18 protein-coding genes and 3 pseudogenes are annotated in these 20,383 nt (G+C 68.1%); 9 read left to right on the top strand and 12 right to left on the bottom strand.

Annotated features, from left to right (window positions below):
- Window positions 1-124 precede the first annotated feature (124 nt).
- The 4 genes from OG622_RS46380 to OG622_RS46365 all read right to left on the bottom strand — a co-directional run bounded on the left by OG622_RS46380 (window position 125) and on the right by OG622_RS46365 (window position 2,531).
- Window positions 125-997, bottom strand: a complete 873-nt coding sequence (locus OG622_RS46380) for a hypothetical protein (protein WP_371583131.1) — start codon at window positions 995-997, stop codon at window positions 125-127.
- 298 nt (window positions 998-1,295) lie between these two features.
- Window positions 1,296-1,811 (bottom strand): N-acetyltransferase family protein, encoded by a 516-nt coding sequence (locus tag OG622_RS46375; protein WP_371583129.1) that lies wholly within the window; start codon window positions 1,809-1,811, stop codon window positions 1,296-1,298.
- Window positions 1,812-1,824: 13 nt separating this feature from the next.
- A complete protein-coding gene (locus tag OG622_RS46370) occupies window positions 1,825-2,079 on the bottom strand; it encodes a hypothetical protein (RefSeq protein WP_371583127.1) in 255 nt (84 codons plus the stop codon).
- 149 nt (window positions 2,080-2,228) lie between these two features.
- Window positions 2,229-2,531, bottom strand: coding sequence for a hypothetical protein (locus OG622_RS46365; protein WP_371583125.1), 303 nt, complete (start codon window positions 2,529-2,531; stop codon window positions 2,229-2,231).
- A 53-nt stretch (window positions 2,532-2,584) separates the two neighbouring features.
- On the opposite strand from OG622_RS46365, the pseudogene OG622_RS46360 reads away from it, so the two are divergent.
- The 3 genes and pseudogenes from OG622_RS46360 to OG622_RS46350 all read left to right on the top strand — a co-directional run.
- A pseudogene (locus tag OG622_RS46360) lies at window positions 2,585-3,481 on the top strand (IS630 family transposase); the annotation flags it as partial.
- A 670-nt stretch (window positions 3,482-4,151) separates the two neighbouring features.
- Window positions 4,152-5,957 carry a reverse transcriptase domain-containing protein gene (locus OG622_RS46355; protein ID WP_371572569.1) on the top strand — a complete coding sequence of 602 codons (1,806 nt, stop codon included), beginning with the start codon at window positions 4,152-4,154 and terminating at the stop codon, window positions 5,955-5,957.
- Window positions 5,958-6,031: 74 nt separating this feature from the next.
- Window positions 6,032-6,232: pseudogene (locus OG622_RS46350) on the top strand (IS630 family transposase); the annotation flags it as partial.
- On the opposite strand, the gene OG622_RS46345 reads toward OG622_RS46350, so the two are convergent.
- Window positions 6,229-7,512: a LuxR C-terminal-related transcriptional regulator gene (locus tag OG622_RS46345; RefSeq protein ID WP_371583124.1), complete on the bottom strand. Its 1,284-nt coding sequence runs from the start codon at window positions 7,510-7,512 to the stop codon at window positions 6,229-6,231. The pseudogene OG622_RS46350 and the gene OG622_RS46345 sit on opposite strands and share 4 nt — an antisense overlap.
- 180 nt (window positions 7,513-7,692) lie before the next feature.
- Here OG622_RS46345 and OG622_RS46340 point away from each other — a divergent pair, with 180 nt between their 5' ends.
- The 3 genes and pseudogenes from OG622_RS46340 to araB all read left to right on the top strand — a co-directional run bounded on the left by OG622_RS46340 (window position 7,693) and on the right by araB (window position 10,966).
- Entirely contained in the window at window positions 7,693-8,601 is a 909-nt protein-coding gene (locus OG622_RS46340) for an NADP-dependent oxidoreductase (protein ID WP_371583122.1), read from the top strand.
- A gap of 197 nt (window positions 8,602-8,798) precedes the next feature.
- A pseudogene (locus OG622_RS46335) lies at window positions 8,799-9,128 on the top strand (RICIN domain-containing protein); the annotation flags it as partial.
- A gap of 155 nt (window positions 9,129-9,283) precedes the next feature.
- Entirely contained in the window at window positions 9,284-10,966 is a 1,683-nt protein-coding gene (gene araB, locus OG622_RS46330) for a ribulokinase (RefSeq protein ID WP_371583121.1), read from the top strand.
- A gap of 394 nt (window positions 10,967-11,360) precedes the next feature.
- Here the strand turns inward: araB and OG622_RS46325 are convergent, their stop codons facing one another.
- Window positions 11,361-11,591: a DUF6308 family protein gene (locus tag OG622_RS46325; RefSeq protein ID WP_371584432.1), complete on the bottom strand. Its 231-nt coding sequence runs from the start codon at window positions 11,589-11,591 to the stop codon at window positions 11,361-11,363.
- Between the two features lie 133 nt (window positions 11,592-11,724).
- On the opposite strand from OG622_RS46325, the gene OG622_RS46320 reads away from it, so the two are divergent.
- Window positions 11,725-12,351 carry a transposase gene (locus OG622_RS46320; RefSeq protein ID WP_371583120.1) on the top strand — a complete coding sequence of 209 codons (627 nt, stop codon included), beginning with the start codon at window positions 11,725-11,727 and terminating at the stop codon, window positions 12,349-12,351.
- Here the strand turns inward: OG622_RS46320 and OG622_RS46315 are convergent.
- Complete coding sequence (locus OG622_RS46315) at window positions 12,254-12,646, bottom strand: nuclear transport factor 2 family protein (RefSeq protein WP_371583118.1); 393 nt, start codon at window positions 12,644-12,646, stop codon at window positions 12,254-12,256. The two genes, OG622_RS46320 and OG622_RS46315, sit on opposite strands and share 98 nt — an antisense overlap.
- A 126-nt stretch (window positions 12,647-12,772) precedes the next feature.
- On the opposite strand from OG622_RS46315, the gene OG622_RS46310 reads away from it, so the two are divergent.
- Window positions 12,773-13,348, top strand: a complete 576-nt coding sequence (locus OG622_RS46310) for a PadR family transcriptional regulator (RefSeq protein WP_371583116.1) — start codon at window positions 12,773-12,775, stop codon at window positions 13,346-13,348.
- Between the two features lie 70 nt (window positions 13,349-13,418).
- Here OG622_RS46310 and OG622_RS46305 read toward each other — a convergent pair whose 3' ends face one another.
- The 4 genes from OG622_RS46305 to OG622_RS46290 form a co-directional block, all read right to left on the bottom strand.
- Window positions 13,419-13,550: a hypothetical protein gene (locus tag OG622_RS46305; RefSeq protein WP_351057686.1), complete on the bottom strand. Its 132-nt coding sequence runs from the start codon at window positions 13,548-13,550 to the stop codon at window positions 13,419-13,421.
- An 8-nt stretch (window positions 13,551-13,558) separates the two neighbouring features.
- Entirely contained in the window at window positions 13,559-13,720 is a 162-nt protein-coding gene (locus tag OG622_RS46300; protein WP_371583114.1) for a hypothetical protein, read from the bottom strand.
- Window positions 13,721-14,558: 838 nt separating this feature from the next.
- A complete protein-coding gene (locus tag OG622_RS46295; RefSeq protein ID WP_371583112.1) occupies window positions 14,559-15,365 on the bottom strand; it encodes an SGNH/GDSL hydrolase family protein in 807 nt (268 codons plus the stop codon).
- Between the two features lie 524 nt (window positions 15,366-15,889).
- A complete protein-coding gene (locus OG622_RS46290; RefSeq protein ID WP_371583111.1) occupies window positions 15,890-17,350 on the bottom strand; it encodes an aldehyde dehydrogenase in 1,461 nt (486 codons plus the stop codon).
- A gap of 368 nt (window positions 17,351-17,718) precedes the next feature.
- On the opposite strand from OG622_RS46290, the gene OG622_RS46285 reads away from it, so the two are divergent.
- Window positions 17,719-18,663, top strand: coding sequence for a superoxide dismutase (locus OG622_RS46285; protein ID WP_371583109.1), 945 nt, complete (start codon window positions 17,719-17,721; stop codon window positions 18,661-18,663).
- A 129-nt stretch (window positions 18,664-18,792) separates the two neighbouring features.
- On the opposite strand, the gene OG622_RS46280 is transcribed toward OG622_RS46285, so the two are convergent.
- Window positions 18,793-20,274: an aldehyde dehydrogenase family protein gene (locus OG622_RS46280; protein WP_371583108.1), complete on the bottom strand. Its 1,482-nt coding sequence runs from the start codon at window positions 20,272-20,274 to the stop codon at window positions 18,793-18,795.
- Window positions 20,275-20,383 lie beyond the last annotated feature (109 nt).

Below are 20,383 nucleotides of genomic sequence, written 5' to 3'. Positions count from 1 at the left end.
TCTACAACCACATCCCCGACCTGAGAGAGCTGCGGGCCGGCGCCGTTCCCCGTCAGCTCGGAACTCGTACAAGGGAGGCGAACCCCAGCAAGATCGTTCTCGCCGGGGATTTTCTGTACCTCAACTACTCACCCGGAGTCTCCCACCGCCCCCGGGCCACCCCGTCCGCGTCCGGTACGACGGCGCACCAGTCGCCCAGCGCCGCATCGGCCAGCATGAGGGAGAAGCCGTCATCCGTGACCTTGGAGAGTGTGTCGGCTCCACCGGGGTAGTTCCGGTGGGCCAGTTCGCCGTGCGGCAGCGGGGCCACGAAAGCGGTGAAGCCGTCTTGCAGCAGCTCCGCTCTGGGGTTCAGCTCCGGCTCGATGGCAACGCAAACCAGCGAGCGTGGCCGCAGTAGTCGGGCCACCTCGGCTGTGCTCTCCGGCGTCACGCGGAACCATCGACACCCCTGAGCGCCGTACGCCCAGCGCTCGCAGACCAGGGTCAGGCGCTCGGACACCTCCGCCACCCTCGCCCAAAAACCCGCGTCCGCGACGGCGTCGACGAGGTCCGAGACCTCTATGGGTTCAGGAGCCGCGTCTCGCCACAGGAACGTCACGCCCTCACCATGGAATCCCGCCAGATCGGCGGCCACCGCTGGTGTGGTGTAGAGGTGTACCGATCCGTCCCATCCCGACTCGATCTGAAGTCTCCCGGGTGCGGCGAGCTGACAATACGGCCCGCGCCCGGCTGCCATTCCCTCGGCGAGACCTATCGCTTGCGGCGGCCGGACCTCCGCACCATTGCGCAGGCCGCGGAGCTCTTCGGGAAGGGGCTCGCTCACCAGCAGCCCGCCCACCTCCAGGAGGTCTGCGCCACTCTTCTCAATCGCGGCTCCGAGCACCTCGCGAAGATCCGCCGCGTACGCGCTCCAGGCAGCGGCTTCCGCCAGCTCCTCTCGCACGCGCTCGCTGCGGGGGCCGATGATCAGCTCTTTGCTCAATTCGCCAGCCACTTGAGTCCTCGCAGCTCTCCGTTCGGCCAGATGTCCAATCGTACGTTCCGTCTCGGGCCGGGCCCCCAACGACGGCCGGGCAGCGAAGGCAAGTTTCCGTGGCCGCCGCTACCTTGCACCCTGGGTCAGGGATAGGAGACCGGGGCCTCGGACCCCGCGAGTTCAGGCAATCTGAAGAGTCCTTGCTGGGAACCCAGGGGTCCGTCGTGGTGCTGAACGGCATTGGACCCGCGAGTGCGACTCCAACTCGCGGCCATGCCGCTTCCGGGCTTCCTGGACGAACAAGGCGGTGAGCGGGCTAGCCAAGAGGGCGGCGGTAGCGCAACTTGTTGAGAGAGGCGCCACCGGTGGAGTCCTCCACGGCCGCGCCGTCTGCGCCCCAGCCGGCGGCTTCGTAGAAGCGCCGGGCGCGTTCGTTGTCTTCCAGGACCCACAAGGTGGCTTGTGTGTAGTCGGCCTGTCCGAGAGTCGTCAGCGTGGCCAGCATCAACTGCTTTCCGATCCCCGTTCCCCAGATCTCGGGCATCGCGTAGAGCGTGCCGATTTCCGCAGTGCCAGGGGTGTCCTGAGACGGGCCGAAACCTACGAATCCGACGATCCCGGCCTCGGTTTCGGCAACCAGTACTCCCGACGATGGCCACCGTGATTCCGCGATGCGTGTCTTCCACTCGGACTCTTCGCGGCTTGGGTCCATGGTGTCGAGGTAGTGCTGGGAAACAAGACCGGCGAAGGCTACCTGCCAGGAACGCACGTAGACGCCAGCAACCGCCGAGGCGTCATCAGGCCCTGCCTGTCGAATCTGCATGGGCGTCATTCTTCAAGTCCTGTCAATCCGGGCCAAGTTCTTTTGTCGAGGGCGATGGTGAGTGCTCGGCTGTCTGTCCCAGCAGTGCCCGCGCCGAGCCCGCGTAGCGGACGGCGGTCTTCTCGTCGATGCCGAAGACCAGTGCGAGGTGGAGCGGGTCGGCACCGTGGGTGAGGGCCTCTTCGAGCACGGCGCAGGCCACCGAGGAGATGGCCGAGTGAAGCGCCCGCCTGCCCGGCCCGAACGACAAGCCGCTGTCCGTTTCCGCAATGTCCAAGGCGATCGCCCGATACGGACGCGTCGATCTCCTCTGCATTGACGAGTTCTTATCTCAACAGTCGCTTCGTCATCGATCACGGTGGCGTGGCACAGTCATCCGACTGACTCTCGTCCGGCTTACTGCGCTTCTGCGCGCTTCCGCGTCTCTTAGCGCATGGCCTGCCATCGCCTGTTGGCGTCGTCAGGCCTCTGGTGCCCGCACTCGATGAGGTTGCCCTCGTTGTCGACGACTTCGGCGTAGCAGTCACCGTTCTCGATCCAGACCGCGATGTTCTCGATCCCTGCCGACCGGTCGTCGTCCTCCACCCAAAAAGTCACGGAGAAGGCCAGCTCGTCGCCGTTGTAGTTGGATCGGACTCGGAATGTCTCGTCGGGCTTGAGCCAGCGATCCTCACCAAGTGGCTCGAGCCACATCGTGAGCCACCCTTTGGAATCGTTGCGTACATCCATGACGGCCCCTAGTGTCCTGAGTCTTTGATTCACTGAAGAAGTAGGCTGGGCTCATGGCGCGTATGGGTCGGCCGACGGTCGAGGTGGTCCTGACAGACGACGAGCGGGATACGTTGCTGCGCTGGTCGCGGCGGGCGACGTCGTCGCAGGCTTTGGCGTTGCGGTGCCGGATCGTTCCGGCCTGCGCCCAGGGTGGCTCAAATACCGTCGTGGGTACGGAGCTTGGGGTGCACCCGGTGACGGTGGCCAAGTGGCGCAAGCGGTTCGCGTCCGATCGGCTTCAGGGCCTGTCGGACGAGCCGCGGCCAGGGCCGCCGCGCACGGTGAGCGACGAGAAGGTCGAGGAGGTCGTGGTGCGCACGCTGGAGTCCACCCCGAAGAACGCCACGCACTGGTCGACGCGGGAGATGGCCGAGGCCAGCGGCTTGTCGCAGTCCACGGTCTCCAGGATCTGGCGGACCTTCGGCCTCAAGCCGCACCTGGTGGACACCTTCAAGCTGTCCAAGGACCCGCAGTTCATCGAGAAGGTCCGCGACGTCGTCGGTCTGTACCTGGACCCGCCGGAGCGGGCGATCGTGCTGTGCGTGGACGAGAAGTCGCAGATCCAGGCGCTGGACCGGTCCGCGCCGGTACTGCCGATGATGCCCGGCATGCCCGAGCGCCGCACCCACGACTATGTGCGCGGTGGGGTGACGGCCCTGTTCGCCGCGCTGAACGCTGCGACCGGCGAGGTCATCTCCTCCATCCACCGCCGGCACCGCGCGGTGGAGTTCAAGAAGTTCCTGGCCAAGCTCGACAAGGAGGTGCCCGAGCACCTCGATGTCCACCTGATCTGCGACAACTACGCCACTCGCAAGACCCCCGCGATCCAGAAGTGGCTGCTGGCCCACCCCCGGTTCCATATGCACTTCACGCCGACCAGCGCCTCCTGGTTGAACCAGGTCGTGCGACACGAAGTCGCTTGAGAAGAGTGGGAATCACCAAGGAGGTTCGACGATGTCGAAGGTGTAGACCCGAGCCAGTGCACAGGGCTCGTTCCCGCCTCAGCGTGCGTCGCGAGTGATCGCGGGGTGCGAAGCCTGAGGAAAGGTCCAAGGATTCCCGTTCCATCCGGGGATTACAGGCCGGGAAATGCCGGACGGGTGAATGCGAATGAACCCTTGATGATGCCTCGTCATGAGCACTCTCGCCGATGGGTTGTTTCAGCGGGAGATAGGGACTGGCCATTGAAAAGTGGCAGGCGCCGACCGGAGATATCTGACCGGTCGGGAGTGCACCGCCGTCCCCGGGGTGCAGAGGGCACCCTCCCCGGCAGCACCTCTCTCATGCGGAACGTGACAACCCCGATGGAGTCCAGGCAATAAGTTTCTGGCCTGGTAAGCCAACCGCAAGTAAGGCCCAAATCTCCAGCGGGCGCAGGAAGACCCAGCAAGCGAATGCCGGTGGCCGAAAGGCAGCAGGAAACCGGGAACCACATGCCGACACCTCCGTCGGCGGTTCCCGCATAACTGGCCGGATAGGGGCCGATACCCCGACCTGAAAGGGTGCTGACGTGGGTCTGGTGAGCTTGTGAAGGCACGAAGACCGAAGACACCGGAACCGAAGGAAAAGTTGGACGTCATGACGACACACGCGGCCGGGACGGCGCAAGCCGCAGCGACCGCCGTCGGCATAGCGAACGGACCGGAGGGCGAGATCACCGACTGGCCGTCGATCGACTGGCGGAGGGTCGAGGACGACGTACGGCGTCTGCGGCAGCGCATCTTCACGGCATCGCAGGCAGGAGACCTGGCCAAGGTCAGGAATCTGCAGAAGCTGATGCTCCGCTCCCGCGCCAACGCACTCGTGAGTGTGCGGCGGGTCACGGAGGTCAACGCTGGCCGCAAGACGGCGGGGGTTGACGGGAAAGTCGTCCTGCCGCCCCAGGAAAAGGCCGAGCTGGCCGACTGGGTCCAGCATGGCGCGGCCCCGTGGAAACCCAAGCCCGTCAAGCGGGTGTATATCGCCAAGGCGAATGGAAAACAGCGCCCGCTCGGAATTCCCGTGATCGCTGACAGATGCCTCCAAGCTCTGGCACTGAATGCGCTGGAGCCCGAGTGGGAGGCACGGCTGGAACCGAAGGTCTACGGCTTCCGTCCCGGCCGTGGCTGTCATGACGCGATTGTGGCCATCCACACGACGGCGTGCGGCAAGACCGCCAAGCGCCTGTGGGTGCTCGACGCCGACTTGAAAGCGGCATTCGACCGGATCGACCACGATAATCTGCTCACGTCGCTGGGTTCGTTTCCCGGAAGGGGAATGATCGCCGGATGGCTGAAGGCGGGCGTGGTCGAGAAAGGTTGGTTCGCCCCCACGTTGGAAGGAACTCCTCAGGGCGGGGTGATCAGTCCCGCGTTGTTGAATATCGCTTTGCATGGAATGGGAAAGGCCGCTGGAGTCCGCTACCAGACTCTCGGCAGCGATGCCGCGATTTTGGCGCGTGACTCACCGGTTCTGGTCGTCTACGCCGACGACCTCCTCGCCCTGTGCCACTCGCAGGAACAAGCCGAGGAGGTCAAGGCACGGCTCGCCGCGTGGCTCGCGCCCCGGGGACTGGCTTTCAACGAGGACAAGACGCGCGTTGTCCACCTCGATGAGGGCTGCGACTTCCTGGGGTTCAACATCCGACGCTATCGCGGCAAGTTGCTGACCAAGCCGAGCAACGCGGCCCTGTGGCGGATCCGGGAACGGCTCGCCGCCGAGATGCTGGCCCTGCGAGGGGCCAACGCCGACGCGGTGATCGCCAAGCTCAACCCGATCATCAAGGGCTGGGCCGCCTACTACCGGATCGGGGTGTCCAAGCGGGCGTTCAACTCGCTGGACGCCTACGTGTGGAGGCTGGTCTACAAGTGGGCCAAGTTCTCTCACGCGAACAAGTCGAAGCGCTGGGTGACCGACCGGTACTTCGGCATGTTCAACCCGTTCAGGTATGACAGGTGGGTGTTCGGGGACCGCACCAGCGGTTTCTACCTCTACAAGTTCGCCTGGACGCCGATCGTCCGGCACCGGATGGTGCCAGGAACGGCGTCGACCGACGATCCCACCCTGGTCGACTTCTGGGCCAAGCGGCGTCGCCGCGGCAAACTCCCGCTGGGCAAAGGCACCCTGCATCTATTGCAGAAGCAGGACGGCCGATGTCCAGTCTGCGGAGGGCTGTTGCTGCACGCCGACCACGAGCCGCAAACTCCCGACCAGTGGGAACAGTGGCTCAAGGTCACCCGCACGGCGATCCGGAAACACGCGATCATCGCTGATGCGGGCAACGGCAAGCCGGACAAATCCGCCGCCCCACGTCTGATCCACACCCACTGCCACCGTCGGCTGACCACCGGCATCGGCAAGTCGCCAGCACTTCTGACCAGCCCGCGAGCCATAGAGCTTGCTTGAGCCGGTTGCCTGGAAATCGGGCACGGCCGGTTCTGAGGGGGGACCGCTGCAGCAATGCAGCGGTCCTACCCGACGAGCGCTGGTTCGGCCTGCTGACGGACAAGCAGATACGGCGCGGCGTCCACAAGAACGTGCAGGCCCTGGAGAAAGACATCCGCTCCTGGATCGCCACCTGGAACGAAGATCCCCGACCTTTCGTCTGGACGAAGACCGCCGACGAGATCTTCGAACGCCTCGCCGGATATCTGAACCGAATCAAAGACTCAGGACACTAGGCGCCCGCGCCCCATTCGTGGGCGAGGGCGGCCGCCTCCCCGCGGGAGCTGACCCCAAGCTTGCCGAGGACCTTCGCGACGTGGAACTTCACCGTCGACTCGCTGATGCGCAGATCCTGCGCGATGTCCCGGTTGCGTCGACCGCGGGCCAGCTGTCCCAGTACCTCCAGCTCCCGTCCGCCGAGCGCGGTCAGCGGATCCTGGCGGGGTGTGTTGGACGATGCGAGAGGGATCTCGAGAGTCACCGTCGTGCCCCAACCGGGCACCGCGTCCAAGTCGAGCCGCCCGCCGAGCGGCGCCAGTCGCTCGGTGACGCGGCGGGCGTCGAGGGCGCTGCGGGACAGAGTCCCGGGCCCGTTGTCCCGAACGGTGGCGCGCAGTTCGTCCGTACCGACCTTCCAGCCGACGTGGATGCGGTGCTCCGCGTCATCGTCCGGACCGTGGACCTGGTCCTCCAGTGACGCGTGCACGGTGGCCCGGACGACGGCCAGCGCCGTGTGGGTGACATCGGTGGGCAGTTGCCGGTCCGCGCCTTCCTTCGCGCCGGGCGGGCTCAGCTCCAGCCGTACGCCGCGGGTGTGCAGGATGCGGCGCAGCGACACGGCGAGCCGCTCGAAGGCGTCCCCGGCCCGCTCCTCCGCCAGCGACTGGTCGAGTTCGGCCCGGGAACGCAGTTCGGCGTGGGCGGAGACGGCGAGGTCTACGGCGCGCGTACGGGCATTGCTGTCGTCCAGGTCGCGGTCGCGCAGGACGCCGAGCAGGGCGGTCAGCGCGGCCCCGTGTGCGTCGCCGAGTTCGGCGATGGCCGCGGCCCGTGCCGCTGCCGCGGCTCGCGACGCGGCCAGCGACCCGGGGAGCGCCTCGGACCGCAGACCTTCCCGGTGCGCGGTCACCAGGTCCCACATCAGCTGGGCGGGCGTCAGGTGCTCCTCCGGTACAGGGGTGTCCTCGGTCCGTATGACGACCAGCAGCGCGCCCTGCTCGGTGATATCGCTGGTCAGGGCCAGCACGGGCACATCGACGCCCGCCATCCGTGCCCGCCCCTGCCAGTTTCCCCTCGCCGGCAACAGCGGCCGCAGCGCGGCCAGGTCGGCGGCGGTGGCGACGGAGTGGGGCCGGCCGGAGGGCTCACCGTGAGTCAGATACGGCGAGTACGCGCAGTTGCCGGACAGCTGGGCGATCGCCCGGTGCGGAATGGCCTCCGCCAGCGCGGCGGACAGGCGCGACAGGTTCTCGGACAGCGGCGCCTGGATCAGCTGGACTGCGGCCATCAGGTTCATGTCTGCCAGCGTAAGCAGTCGGCTCTCCCGCCGGATCGTCCTTTCGGCTAGTCCGAACCGTCCGAAAGGACAGCGGCAGCCGAGCCGCGCAGCCGGAGGCTGGAGGTGTTGTCCACGACAGGCCGCCGTCACGGCGGCCTGATGCATACAGATGCATACATATGACGGGAAGTGACAGGCGTGAAGGCGATCTCGTACGAGGAGTACGGCGGTCCGGAGGTTCTTCGGCAGGCGGAGGTGACGGAGCCGCATGCCGGCCCCGGGCAGGTGCGGATAAGGATCGTGGCCGCCGCCGTCAACCCCATCGACTTCAAGATTCGCCACGGCTGGGTCCAGGAGATGATGGGCCCCGTATCCTTCCCCGCCGTTCCCGGTATGGAAGCGGCCGGCATCGTCGACGAGCTGGGGGAGGGCGTCACCGGTGTCTCGGTCGGGGACGAGGTGATGGGCTGGACCGAGACCGGCGCCTATGCCGAGTACGCCTTGGCCTCGGACTTCGCGCTCAAGCCGGCCGGCCTCGACTGGGAGACGGCCGCCGCGCTGCCCGTGGCCGTCGAGACCTCCGACCGTGCGCTGGGTGCGCTCGCGGTGGGCCAGGACGAGACGCTGCTGATCCACGGAGCCGCGAGCGTGGTCGGCTCCGTCGGCGTTCAGCTCGCCGTGGCCCGCGGTGTCACCGTGATCGGTACGGCGTCCGAGGCCAACCACGACTACCTGCGCTCTCTCGGCGCGATCCCCGTGGTGTACGGCGACGGCCTCGCCGACCGGGTCCGCGCCGTTGCCCCGCAGGGCATCGACGCCGTCTACGACGTCGCCGGCATCGACGCGCTGGATGTCTCCGTGGAGCTGCGCGGCGGCACCACCGACCGCATCGTCACCATCTCCGACCCCCGGGCCTTCGAGCTGGGCATCACCTTCTCCGGCGACAACCGACGGTTCGGGCCCGAGCTCACCGAGTACGCCCGCCTCGCCTCCGACGGCCAACTGCGTGTGCGCGTCGACCAGAGCTTCCCGCTCGCCGACGCCGCCAAGGCACACGAGCTGAGCGAGTCCGGCCGTGCGCGCGGCAAGTTGCTCCTGCGCCCGTAGGGAGAGCCGCGGAGAGTTACGGCGTCACCCTCCCGCGTGCTCGTTGAGACAGCTCTCGATTTGGTGATTCGGTGTACCCGTTCGCGTCACCGCCGTCGGTACGGCCGACGTCGGACGGGGCGCCGGGAATCAGCGCCGGCCCACGCTCCCAGGCGTCCGGTATGCCGTTTGTTCAGCAAGCGCAAGCATGAGGTCGGTTGGAGGCGCCTGGATCGGCGTCGAACCCGGACACCCAGTTCTGGCACGTGGTCACCGAGTCCAACGGCGGCAAAACGCTGCTGAACAAGGCGGGCGGACGCGCGGCGGCCATCTGGACGGGCAACGCGACGGCCGGCCAGAAGATCGGCCAGTGGGTCGACAACAGCGCCACCGGCAGCTGGAACCTCATCAAGACCGCCGACGGGTTCTACAAGCTCCAGTCCGTCAAGAACACGAACCTGTACCTGACCGGTGCGTCCGCCGGAGCGCAGCTGACTCTGCAGAATGCGGTCACGGACGGCTCGCAGGACTGGGAGCTCGTCGAGTAGGCGGCCCCTTCACTGCAAAGGCCTGACAGGACCAGCGGCGGGGCCCGGCGATCGGGCCGGGCCCCCGACCGGCCCCCTGTCACTGTGGGATCACTCGCCCACCCGTGTCCGAGAAACCGAACGACGTACGAAATATCGAAGAGAAAGGTGGTTCGGTGGTGGACGCCGATCACAAGGAACACGCGGACGCCGAGACCTATGTCGTCGGCGTCGACTTCGGCACCCTGTCCGGCCGGGCCGTGGTGGTCCGCGTTCGCGACGGCGCCGAACTGGCGGTGGCGGAACACCCGTACACCCATGCCGTCCTCGACAGTGAACTCCCGGACGGCACCCGCCTGACGCCCGACTGGGCCCTGCAGGTTCCGTCCGACTACATCGACGTCCTGCGTACCGCCGTGGCGGAGGCCGTCGGCCGGTCCGGTGTCCAGCCCCACCAGGTGATCGGGATCGGCACCGACTTCACCGCCTGCACAGTCCTGCCGGTCCGCGCCGACGGTATGCCCCTGTGCGAACTGCCCGGCCTCGCGGGCCGCCCGCACGCCTACCCCAAGCTGTGGCGTCACCACGCGGCCCAGGCACAGGCCGACCGGATCACGGCACTCGCCGAGGAACGGGGGGAGGAATGGCTGGCGCGGTACGGCGGGAAGATCTCCTCGGAGTGGGAGTTCGCCAAGGCTCTGCAACTGCTGGAAGAGGACCCGGAGCTCTACGAGCTGACCGACCGCTGGATCGAGGCCGCCGACTGGATCGTGTGGCGGCTGTGCGGCACCTACCTCCGCAACGCCTGCACCGCCGGGTACAAGGGCCAGTTCCAGGACGGCGCTTACCCCTCCCGCGACTACCTCGCCGCGCTCAACCCCGCGTTCGCCGACTTCGTAGCCGACAAACTGGACCGGCCGATCGGCGAACTGGGCGCACCGGCCGGGACGCTCACGGCCGAGGCGGCCGCGTGGACGGGGCTGCCCGAGGGCATCGCGGTGTGTGTGGGCAATGTCGACGCCCATGTGACGGCTCCCGCGGCCGGGGCCGTGGAGCCAGGACACATGGTGGCCATCATGGGCACCTCCACCTGCCATGTGATGAGCTCCGACCGGTGGGCCGAGGTGCCGGGCATGTGCGGTGTCGTCGATGGCGGCATCCTGCCGGGCCTGTGGGGTTACGAGGCCGGGCAGAGCGGTGTCGGCGACATCTTCGGCTGGTTCGTGCGCACCGGATTTCCCGCGTCGTACGCCCAGGAGGCCGCCGCCGTGGGGCGGAACGCGCACGAACACCTGACGGCCCTCGCAGCAGGGCAGCAGGTGGGCGAACACGGACTGATCGCCCTGGACTGGCACAGCGGCAACCGTTCCGTCCTGGTCGACCACGACCTGAGCGGCGTCCTGGTGGGCCTGACGCTGTCCACGCGCCCCGAGGACGTCTACCGCGCGCTGCTGGAGGCCACCGCCTTCGGCACCCGCACCATCATCGAGGCGTTCGAAACCGCCGGCGTGCCGGTGGAGGAGCTCATCATCGCGGGCGGCCTGACGAAGAACGCGCTGCTCATGCAGATCTACGCCGACGTCACCCGTCGCCCTCTGGGCGTCATCGGTTCCGCCCAGGGTCCGGCCCTGGGCGCCGCGATGCACGCCGCGGTCGCCGCCGGCGCGTACCCCGACATCCGGGCCGCCGCCCACGCGATGGGCAAGGTCCACCGAGCCGTCCACCTGCCCGACCCCGAGCGCGCCGCGGCCTACGACCGCCTGTTCGCCGAGTACCGGCTCCTGCACGACTACTTCGGCCGCGGTGCCAACGAGGTCATGCACCGTCTGCGCCGCATCCGCGCCGAGGCGTCCGCCTGAGCGGCAGCCCCTCTGCTCGGCGCCCCCTCCCCGACGGCCCCGACGCCTACTACGGCAGCCCGGAGATGGCGACCTCCATGTGACGAGACCTGTCCGTCACGCAGGGCGCGGCACCAGCCGACCAGCCATGGCCGGCTGGTGCCGCTTCGCTCCAAGTGACGAAGACCGGATGAACACCGCTGCATGTTGCAAACAGAACAGTGTGACCAGGATCGCTAGTTGGCGCCAGGGCACATTCGTGACCTGCGCTGATGCCAACTATGTTCAGCGACCGTCGGTACGAAATCAGAGAGATAGTTGGCACTTTGGTACAGCGCAGGTCACAAGGCGTGTCACCGGAGCAGGAAATCCAGCCCTCCGAGCGTAAGGCTCCCTTGTGCGCGGCCGACGGACTTCAGATTCCGGTACAACTCCCCTGCTGATGATCCGTACGGTGATGCATCCAGAGCACCACGTCACAGACCCGTAGCGCACTGGCGGTCTCTGGGAGGTCTGCGGCCTGCCGTAGGGCCATCAACTCGTGATGCAGCGCCCAGTTGTCGACGCGCAGCGCGGCATGCAGGTCGAGCCAGAAAGACTTGGGCCGGCCGAGGACGCATCGAACGACCTGATCGTAGACGGGCAGTCAAGGCTGTGGTGAAGGAGTTAGCGGGCCGGGCGGGATCTCATTTGATTGCGATACTCACGGCGGGCCTGCTCGCCACACGGCCCTGCGCGCCCTGCTGCGCATCCCGTTGCCCACCGGGCGGGCGCCCCGCGTGATCGGCGTCGACGACTTCGCTCTGCGCCGGCGGCACCGCTATGCCACCGTGGTGATCGACGCCGAGACCTATGAGCGGATCGACGTGCTGCCCGACCGCACCGCCGACACGCTGGGAACTTGGCTGCGCGAACATCCGGGCGTCGAGGTCGTGTGCCGTGACGGCTCCGTCACGTCCCTGGCGAGCGCGAAGAAACGCTCGACGCGGGCGCGGTTGCTGGGGAAGGCGTCCTCCAGGGCGTCCACGGCGCCGGCCCAGTCGGCGGGCAGGGTCACATCGTGCCGGCCGGGTACCACGGCGCGATACAGGTCGTGCTCCTGGACGAACTACAGCGAGTCAGCGACGCCCAGCTTCTCGAACAGCCCGCGCAGCGTGTACGGCTGGACTTCCAGGCCGATTCCGGACAGCCGGTGCAGCGCCGTCTCGAACTCGAAGCAGCCTCGTCGAAAGAAGGTGGCGCAGCCGCCGGGGACGTTGTGGCGCTCCTCCAGGAGGGTGCGCAGTCCGTCGAAGTCCGTCGTCGTGGTTACTGTTCGGCGGCCTCTCGGGCGATCTGCTCGAACTGGGCGCCCATGGCCTCGCCGAGCGCCTGGGCGGCGGAGAGCGGGCGCACCATCACCGTGAACTCGTCGATCTTCCCGTCGTCGTCGAAGTGCAGGAAGTCGCATCCCTGGATCTGCTTGCCGGCGACAGTGGCGGTGAAGACGAAGGCGTGATCGCGGCCGTCGGAATTGGCGATCTCACGGATGTAGGTGAAGTCCTCGAAGACCCGGAGCACGCCGCGCAGGATCGCGGCGGTGATGGCCTTGCCCGGGTACGGCTTGAAGGTGACGGGGCTGGTGAAGACGACGTCGTCGGCCAGCAGAGCGGCCACGGCGTCCAGGTCGCCGCTCTCGACGGCCTTGCGGAAGGGATGCATGAGCCCACCCTCTGATACTCAGAAAAGTTAATAGGTGTGGTGGAGATTAGCGGCCGCATTAGGGCTTGTCTACAGGGAAGGGGGACTGTTAGTCATGTTGTTGATTAATCTGCTAGCGTGCAATCCATGGCTTTGCGGAACGCGGTGATGGCCGCACTGTTGGAGGGCGAGGCGTCCGGGTACGACCTCGCGAAGGCGTTCGACGCGACGGTCGCCAACTTCTGGATGTCGACGCCTCAGCAGCTCTACCGGGAGCTGGATCGCATGGAGGCCGAAGGGCTCGTCACGGCCCGCGTCGTCGAGCAGAAGCGCCGCCCCAACAAGCGACTGTTCTCCTTGACGGAGGCTGGGCGGAAGGCCGTCCACGCCTACACCGCCGAGCCCTTGGGTAAACCGGCGGTGATCCGGGACGAGTTGCTTGTCAAGGTGCAGTGCCTGGACGCGGGCGATACGGAAGCGGTCCGGACCGCCATCACCGAGCGCATGGAGTGGGCCACCGCCAAGCTGGCCCGCTACGAGCGGCTCCGGCAGCGCCTGCTCGACGGGCACTCCGAGGAGGCGTACTTCGCCGAGGCCGAGCGCATCGGCCCGTATCTCACCCTGCTGCGCGGGATGTCGTTCGAGCGGGAGAACCTCCAGTGGGGGGACATGGCGCTGCGCAGGCTCGAACAGCGCACGGCCGCGCTCCGGGCCGACGGCTGACTGCGGCGGCCCCACCCACACAGCTAGTCAACAAAGTTAGTAACTGGACGGTCGTGAGCAGCCCGGCCTCTCAGGGGTCGTCGGTCTGTGTCCGAGCGAGGACCGGCTGCGGTTCCTTGTCGGCGGGATTGCGATGCAGTCCCTTGCGGTCGTAGAACCGGGTCACGCCGAAGCCGAAGAGGCACGCGACCGCGAGTCCCAAGCCCAGGATCATCCAGCCTCGGGGCAGTCCGGCGTCGCCTGGGCGTCGTAGTAGAGGATGGAGCGGACGACGCCGGTGATCTTACGCAGGGGCTGGAACCCGCCGAGGGTGCGGTGGAAGCCGGGGAGTGCCTGGAGGGGGACCGTGGCGCCGGACGTCGGTATCGCCATGGCGATGTAGAAGATCGTGATGAACAGCCATCCCCGGCATGAGCGTGCGGCTGAGGGCCAGGGTCTGTACCCGGGTCGCCCGCAGTAGCAGGTTATGGATCCGCAGCGTGCCCATGTCGCTGTGGGTGCAGCCGAGGGCGTGGTCCACCTTGCCGCTGATGACATTGGCGGCGAGGTGCCGCAGACGACGAGGACGAGTGAGTAGGAGAAGGCACTCAGGCCCAGGCCGCTGTGGGAGTCGAGCGGATGCCCGTCCCCGACCTGTGCCACGGTCGGGTCGGTCAGCAGCATCGAGCACGGCAACGGCCGGCTCTGCCTGAGCGGTCAGCTCCCTGCCTACCTGCGCGTAGGCCGACTGGTCAGCACGGTGAGTGTGGGGCGGACGGCGTTGCGCGCCGCCTCGGGGCTGGTGAGTGCGGCGACGGTGGAGGTGAAGTCGCGGGGCGACGAGCGCGCCGAACAGCTTGCCCTTGCCGAGCTCCTCCGTCATCTCCTTCTCGTCCACCACCTTCCAGTCGATCCTGTCTCCACCCTGGGAGGACTTTTGATCGACTGGACGATCCGCACTCCGAGGTCGGTCTGCTGCCACCGGCCTTCGCCCCCTCGTCCGCGCCGGCCAGCCGATGAGCAGCTTGTGGAGGCGACTGGCGGGGTCGATGTTGGACTGACGTAGAACACGGTGAACAGCGGTGCCACGACGCCTAAGACCACGTCGTTGACGATCCGCAGACCCTTCGCGCGCAGTACGCGAAGGGATGGATGTCACTCATTTCCAGCTCCCGTCCGGTGAAGAGCAGTTCAGCACGAGGAGCCGCCGGCGTTGCCGCAGGCCAGAGCATCACACCGATGGGGAGGTGTCCCCAGCGGACGCGGCCACCGGAAGCAGCGCCGGCCGCTTGGCCTGGCGGCCGTCGCCGGAGGAGCGGCCACGCAGGCGGCGGCCGACCCAAGGGCCGAGGAAGGTGCCGGCCCAGCGCAGTTCGGCACCCACGGTCCTCCAGACAGAGATGTCTGTCCCCTCGGCCGGAAGGGGAAGGGTCCACTTGTCGTCGCTGCCCGGCAGACCGAGCGCCTGGGCCACGGCAGCCGCGATGCGCGTGTGTCCCAGCGGGCCGGCGTGCAGCCGGTCAGCACTCCACAACCGCGGATCGGTCGCCGCCGCGTGCGCGGCCGTCTCCGCCACCACCACGCCATGGCGGTCGGCGGCCTCCCGGATGCGCGCGTTGAGTGCGAGAACACGGTGACCGATCGGGCGGGCCAACGGCGTGATACGCCCGACATCGGGAAACATGAGGGTCGCGACGGTGGCGCCCTGCGCCGTGAGGGCGGCGAACATCGCCTCAACATGGCCGGCCACCTCGTCGAGGTCGCAGCCCGGGCGCAACGCATCGTTGACCCCAGCCACCACGGTGGCGAGGTCGGGCCGCATCGCGAGAGCCGGAGCCAGCTGCTCGGCGCGCACCTGACCGGCCTTACGGCCGCGCACCGCGAGGTTGGCGTAGAGCAGGCCGGGGCTGTGGCGGGCGACCTGCTCGGCGAGCCGGTCCGCCCAGCCCCGAAGACCACGGACGTCGTCGCCGTCCCCGAGCCCCTCGGTGTGACTGTCCCCCAGGGCGACATAGCGCAGATACCCACTGCTCGACACGGGGCCGACCGCCTCTCGTCAACGGTGCTGATAGAAGTGGCACACGGCCATCGCTGAACAACTAGGCACCTAGTCGCATTGTTGAGTATGAGGATAGCTGCGGGCTCACCTTCCTGCAAAGTGACGCCGCTCAGGCAGGAGCTGAGGCCGTCGAGGGCGGTCCACCGCGCAGTCCACCGCCGCAGTCCACCGCCTTGGTCCCGCGCCGATCTCACCGCCCATTCCTCTTCAGACCTGAGCACCGATTACGGTCTGCGCCGGCACCTGAGCGCCCGGGTCATCAACGGCATGCACAACGAGGACGCGGTCGGCTTCACCACCGCCCGCCGTTTCGCGCCGAACCGCCCGTACCGGGTCACCTTCAACGGTGGCGTCCATGGCCCGGGCGACAACGCCTACTGCCAGGCCGCCATGCCCGACTCACCTCCGGCTCTTAAGAGCCGGGGACGGAGTTCACCCGGCCGATCCGGCCGGGAGGGCCCGCCGGCGGCGGCCGGGCGCTCGGAGCGGGCCCCGTCGAGGGGTCAGACGAGGGAAATAACGACCGACTTGGTCCTCGTGTACGCCTGCAGCGCCTCCGGCCCGGATTCGCGTCCGTAGCCGGACTGCTTGACGCCGCCGAAGGGCACGGCGGGATCGAGCATGGCCCAGTCGTTGACCCAGACGATGCCGGCATCCAGTCGCGCGGCGACCCGATGGGCGCGCGCCAGGTCGGAAGTCTGCAGACCGGCGGCGAGTCCGTACGGCGTGCTGTTCGCCAGCGCGATCGCCTCTTCCTCGGTGTCGAAGGGCTGAACCGTCAGCACCGGGCCGAAGATCTCCTCCTGGACGGTGCGGGCGTCGTTGTCCAGGCCGGCGATGACGGTGGGCTTGAAGTAGTAACCGCCGTTGAGTTCCAAGCGCTCACCGCCGACGACGATGCGGCCGCCGTCCTCGACGGCCGCTTTCACGAAGCGCTCGACGTTCTCCACGTGCCGCTCGCCGGCCATCGGCCCGACGACGGTGGCCGGGTCGAAGGGGTCGCCGACGGGGACCGCCGGAACCGCGTCGGCGAGGATGCCCAGCGTGGTGTCGTACAGGGACCGGTGGACCAGCAGCCGGGGTCCGCCCATGCAGAACTGTCCGGTGTTGAAGACGAAGGCCTTGATGATCGCGCCGATCGCTTTCCCGACGTCGGCGTCCTCGAAGACGATGTGCGGCGCGTTGCCACCCAACTCCATAGTGACGGGCTTGAGTTGCTCGCCGGCCGTGCTCGCCACCAGGCGGCCGACCCTCGTCGACCCTGTGAAGGCGATCTTGTCGACGCCCGGTTGACGCAGCAGTGCCTCACCCAGGACGGGGCCGCTGCCGGTGACGACGTTCACCACACCCGCGGGAACGCCGGCGTCGGCGAGGATCTCTGCCATCAGCAGCGCGCTGAGGGGGGTCTCGTCGGCCGGTTTGTGGACGATGGTGTTGCCGGCCGCCAGGGCGGGGGCGAACTTCGACGTGCTCAGGATCAACGGGAAGTTGAACGGGGTGATCGCTCCCACCACGCCGATGGGCTCCCTGCGGGTGTAGGCGTGGGCGGGTATGGCGACCTGCCGCGTGGCTCCGTCGAGGCTCTGCGCCAGCGCCGAGTAGTACTCGTACGTCTCGGCCACGGTCTCCACGTCCACCCCCCGGCTGAACGAGACGGGCTTGCCGACGTCGAGGCTCTCGACAGCGGCGAGCTCGTCCGCCCGTTCACGCACCAGATCGGCCGCCCGGTGCAGCACGCGGGCGCGCTCGCGGGCCGGTGTCCGGGGCCAGGGCCCCGCGTCGAAGGCCTCGCGGGCGGCGGCCACCGCGGCGGCGACATCCGCCCCGTCGGCCTCCGCAACCGTGGTGACGACTCTGCCGGTGGACGGGTCGATGACGTCGCGCCGTTCCTTGGACTCCGCGTCCCGCCACTCTCCGCCGATGAACAGCCTGCCCGGTTCGATGTGCGGTCGCTGCACGCTCATGCCCGCTCGCCTTCCCGGTGCGGCGCGAAGCCGTCACCGTACTCACGCCGGTCGCGCCACTGCGACCGGCCGGTTTTCGGATGATGGCCCAGCGGTGACGGCCTGGACAGAGAGCCGGGAGGCGAGCGCTGGAAGTAAGGACGAATGACGTATCTCGTGCGCGACGTTCGGCCTTGCGAGGTCGGTCTGGTGTCGAGTGGCGCGCCTTCGCGGTCCGTGCTCCCACCGGCCCGGCAGCTTTCCGTCCGATGGCCCGAGGAGAGTCAGGACATTCGTCGCTGTGCACAGGTATTTGAACTCTCAAAAATTGATCCAGGAGCCCAGCCGGACCGGCACGGCCCGTCTTGTTTTCCGTGGAAGGACGATCGATGACAAGTTCTCTCGCACGCAGGCAGCTTCTCGGCGCGGGCATCGCCCTGGGAGCGACGGCCCTGATCGGTGGTGCGGCACAGGCCGCCCCGGGCACCGCCAGGTCCTGGCCCATGGAGTTCTCGCTGCCCAACGGGTGGGGGCCGGAGGGAGTCACGATCGGCTCCGGGCCGTACGCCTACTTCGGATCGATCGCCACCGGCGGCGTGTACCGGGTGAACCTCGCGAGCGGCAAGGGCAAGGTCGCCCACCGCGGCCTGGGGCGCATGACGGTCGGCCTGAAGGTCGACTCCTGGGGCCGGCTGTTCCTGGCCGGCGGCAGCAGTGGTGAACTGCGGGTCGTCGACGCCCACAGTGGTGCGCTGCTCGCCAACCACGTGGTCGCCGGAGAGAACAGTTTCGTCAACGACGTCCTGCTCACCCGCGACGCCGCCTGGTTCACCGAGTCGTTCAGCGCACAGCTGTTCAAGCTGCCCCTGGGCAGGCAGGGCCGCATCGGCGCCCCGGAGAGCCTCACGCTGAGCGGTGACTGGGTGCAGTCCGGTTTCACGTCCAACGGCATCTCGCTCACCCCCGACGGCAGCGCCCTGCTCGTCACCAACGCGGCCGCGGACGGCGGCTCACTGATGCGCGTCAACCCCCGCACCGGCGTGGCCCGCAAGGTGGACCTGGGTGACACGGCGCTGCCCAGCGGCGACGGGCTGGTGCTCATCGGCCGCACTCTCTACGTGGTCCAGCCCAACCCCAACCAGGTGGACGTGATCCGGCTCAACCGGTCGGGCACAAGGGGCACCGCGATCGGGGTGATCAGGGACGACCGCTTCGACCTGCCCACCACGGCCGCCGCGTACAAGGGTCGGCTCTACCTGCCCAACTCCCGCTTCACCACCCCGGACCGGGACGAGAACACCCCTTACAACGCGGTGTCCGTGCCGTTGGTGTGACGTACGGCCGGAGTACGGCTGGACCCCGTCCGTTCGAAGCGGGCGGGGTCCGTTGCTCTGACGTACGGCCGGAGTGCGGCTGCACCCCGCCCACTCAAGGCCGGCGGGGTACAGCCGCACTCGCCGTTTCTATCCGTGCGTCGTGATGGTGTGCGCTTCGGTGAAGGAGAGCAGGCCCTCCGAGCCCATCTCCCGTCCGATGCCACTCTGACGGAAGCCGCCGAAGGGAGCCCGGTCGTCGCACGCGACGGCGTTGGCGTGGTTGATCCAGGTGGTGCCGGTACGCAGCCTTTCCGCGATCCTGCCCGCCTGGGCGGGATCGCCGCTCCAGACCGAGGAACACAGTCCCGACCAGTCGTTGTTGACCCGGTCCACCACGGAATCGACGTCGTCGAAAGGCAGGATCGGCAGGGCGGGGCCGAACTGCTCCTCGGTGACGGTCCGCAAGCGGGGGTCGGGGTCGAGGACGAGTGCGGGACGCAGGAAGTGGCCCGCGGAGGTGGCGGCGCCGGGGGCCAGGGCGCCCAGTTCGCGCACCTCGGCTCCGGCGTCGGCCGCCTCGGCCAGCATGGCGGTGACCTTGTCGCGCTGGGCGGCGCTGTTGAGCGGGCCCATGGTCGAGGCGGGATCGGTTCCCGCGCCCACGCAATGGGTGTCGAGGGCGGAGGTCAGCGCGTCGACGAGCTCGTCGTAGCGGGAGCGATGGACGTACACCCGTTTGACCGCCATGCAGACCTGGCCGCTGGTCAGGAAGGCGCCCTGGACGAGCCGTCCGATGTGCTCCTGGTCGAGTACGGCGTCGTCGAGGACGATCGCGGGGTCGTTGCCGCCGAGTTCGAGCGTCACCGAGGCGAGGTTCTGTGCGGCGGCCGCCATGATGTGCTTGCCGGCGGCCGTGCTACCAGTGAAGACGATCTTTCGGACACGAGGGTCGGTGAGCAGTGGGGCGACCGCGTCGTTGCTGCCCGTCACGACGTTCAGCACCCCCGCCGGGAGCCCCGCGGCGAACAGCTCCAGCGTGCGCACCATGGCCAGCGGCACGGTGGGCGGGGGCTTGACCACGGCCGTGTTCCCGGCGAGCAGCGCGTACGGCAGGCTCGCCCCGAGGATGGCGATCGGCCAGTTGAACGGCACGATGACGGTGACCACGCCCGTGGGGAGCCGATGGATGTGCGAGGTCAGCGGCGGGCCGTCGAGGCGTCGTACCTGGTCGAGGGAGTCGGCCAGGTCGATCGCCGCCCGGGTGCGTGCGACGAAGACCCCCATCTCCACCTGGCTCTCGAAGGAGATCTTGCCGTTCTCCCGGGTCATCAGGGCCGCCCGCTCGGCCTCACTGCCGTCGAGGAGGGTGAGCGCCTGGCCGATGATCTCCGCTCGCCGGCGCGCGGGCATCGCTGCCCAGCTCGGGAACGCCGCGTCCGCGGCGGCTACCGCCGCCCGGGCCTGCTCAACACTGGCCGCGGCGGCATGACCGACGATCTGATCAGGGGCCGCGGGGTTGTGGACGGCTGTCCAGTCGTCGGTCTCGACGGTCTTGCCGTCGATGAGCAGTCCGGTCCGGACAGGTGCCGCCCAGGTCTCCGCCGGTGTTGTTTGGATTCTTTCGGACATGCGACTCTCCAAGGATCAGGTGTGCCCCACCGCTCCGTGCCTCTGCGCCGTTCCCTGCCACTCAGCGTGCAGGACGGGATGACCAAGAAGCGCGAGAAAGAAGGGCCTA

Source organism: Streptomyces sp. NBC_01314 (assembly GCF_041435215.1).
Lineage (GTDB): Bacteria > Actinomycetota > Actinomycetes > Streptomycetales > Streptomycetaceae > Streptomyces.
The sequence above is the reverse complement of the archived record's forward strand: the minus strand, read 5'-3'. Positions and strand labels throughout refer to the sequence as shown.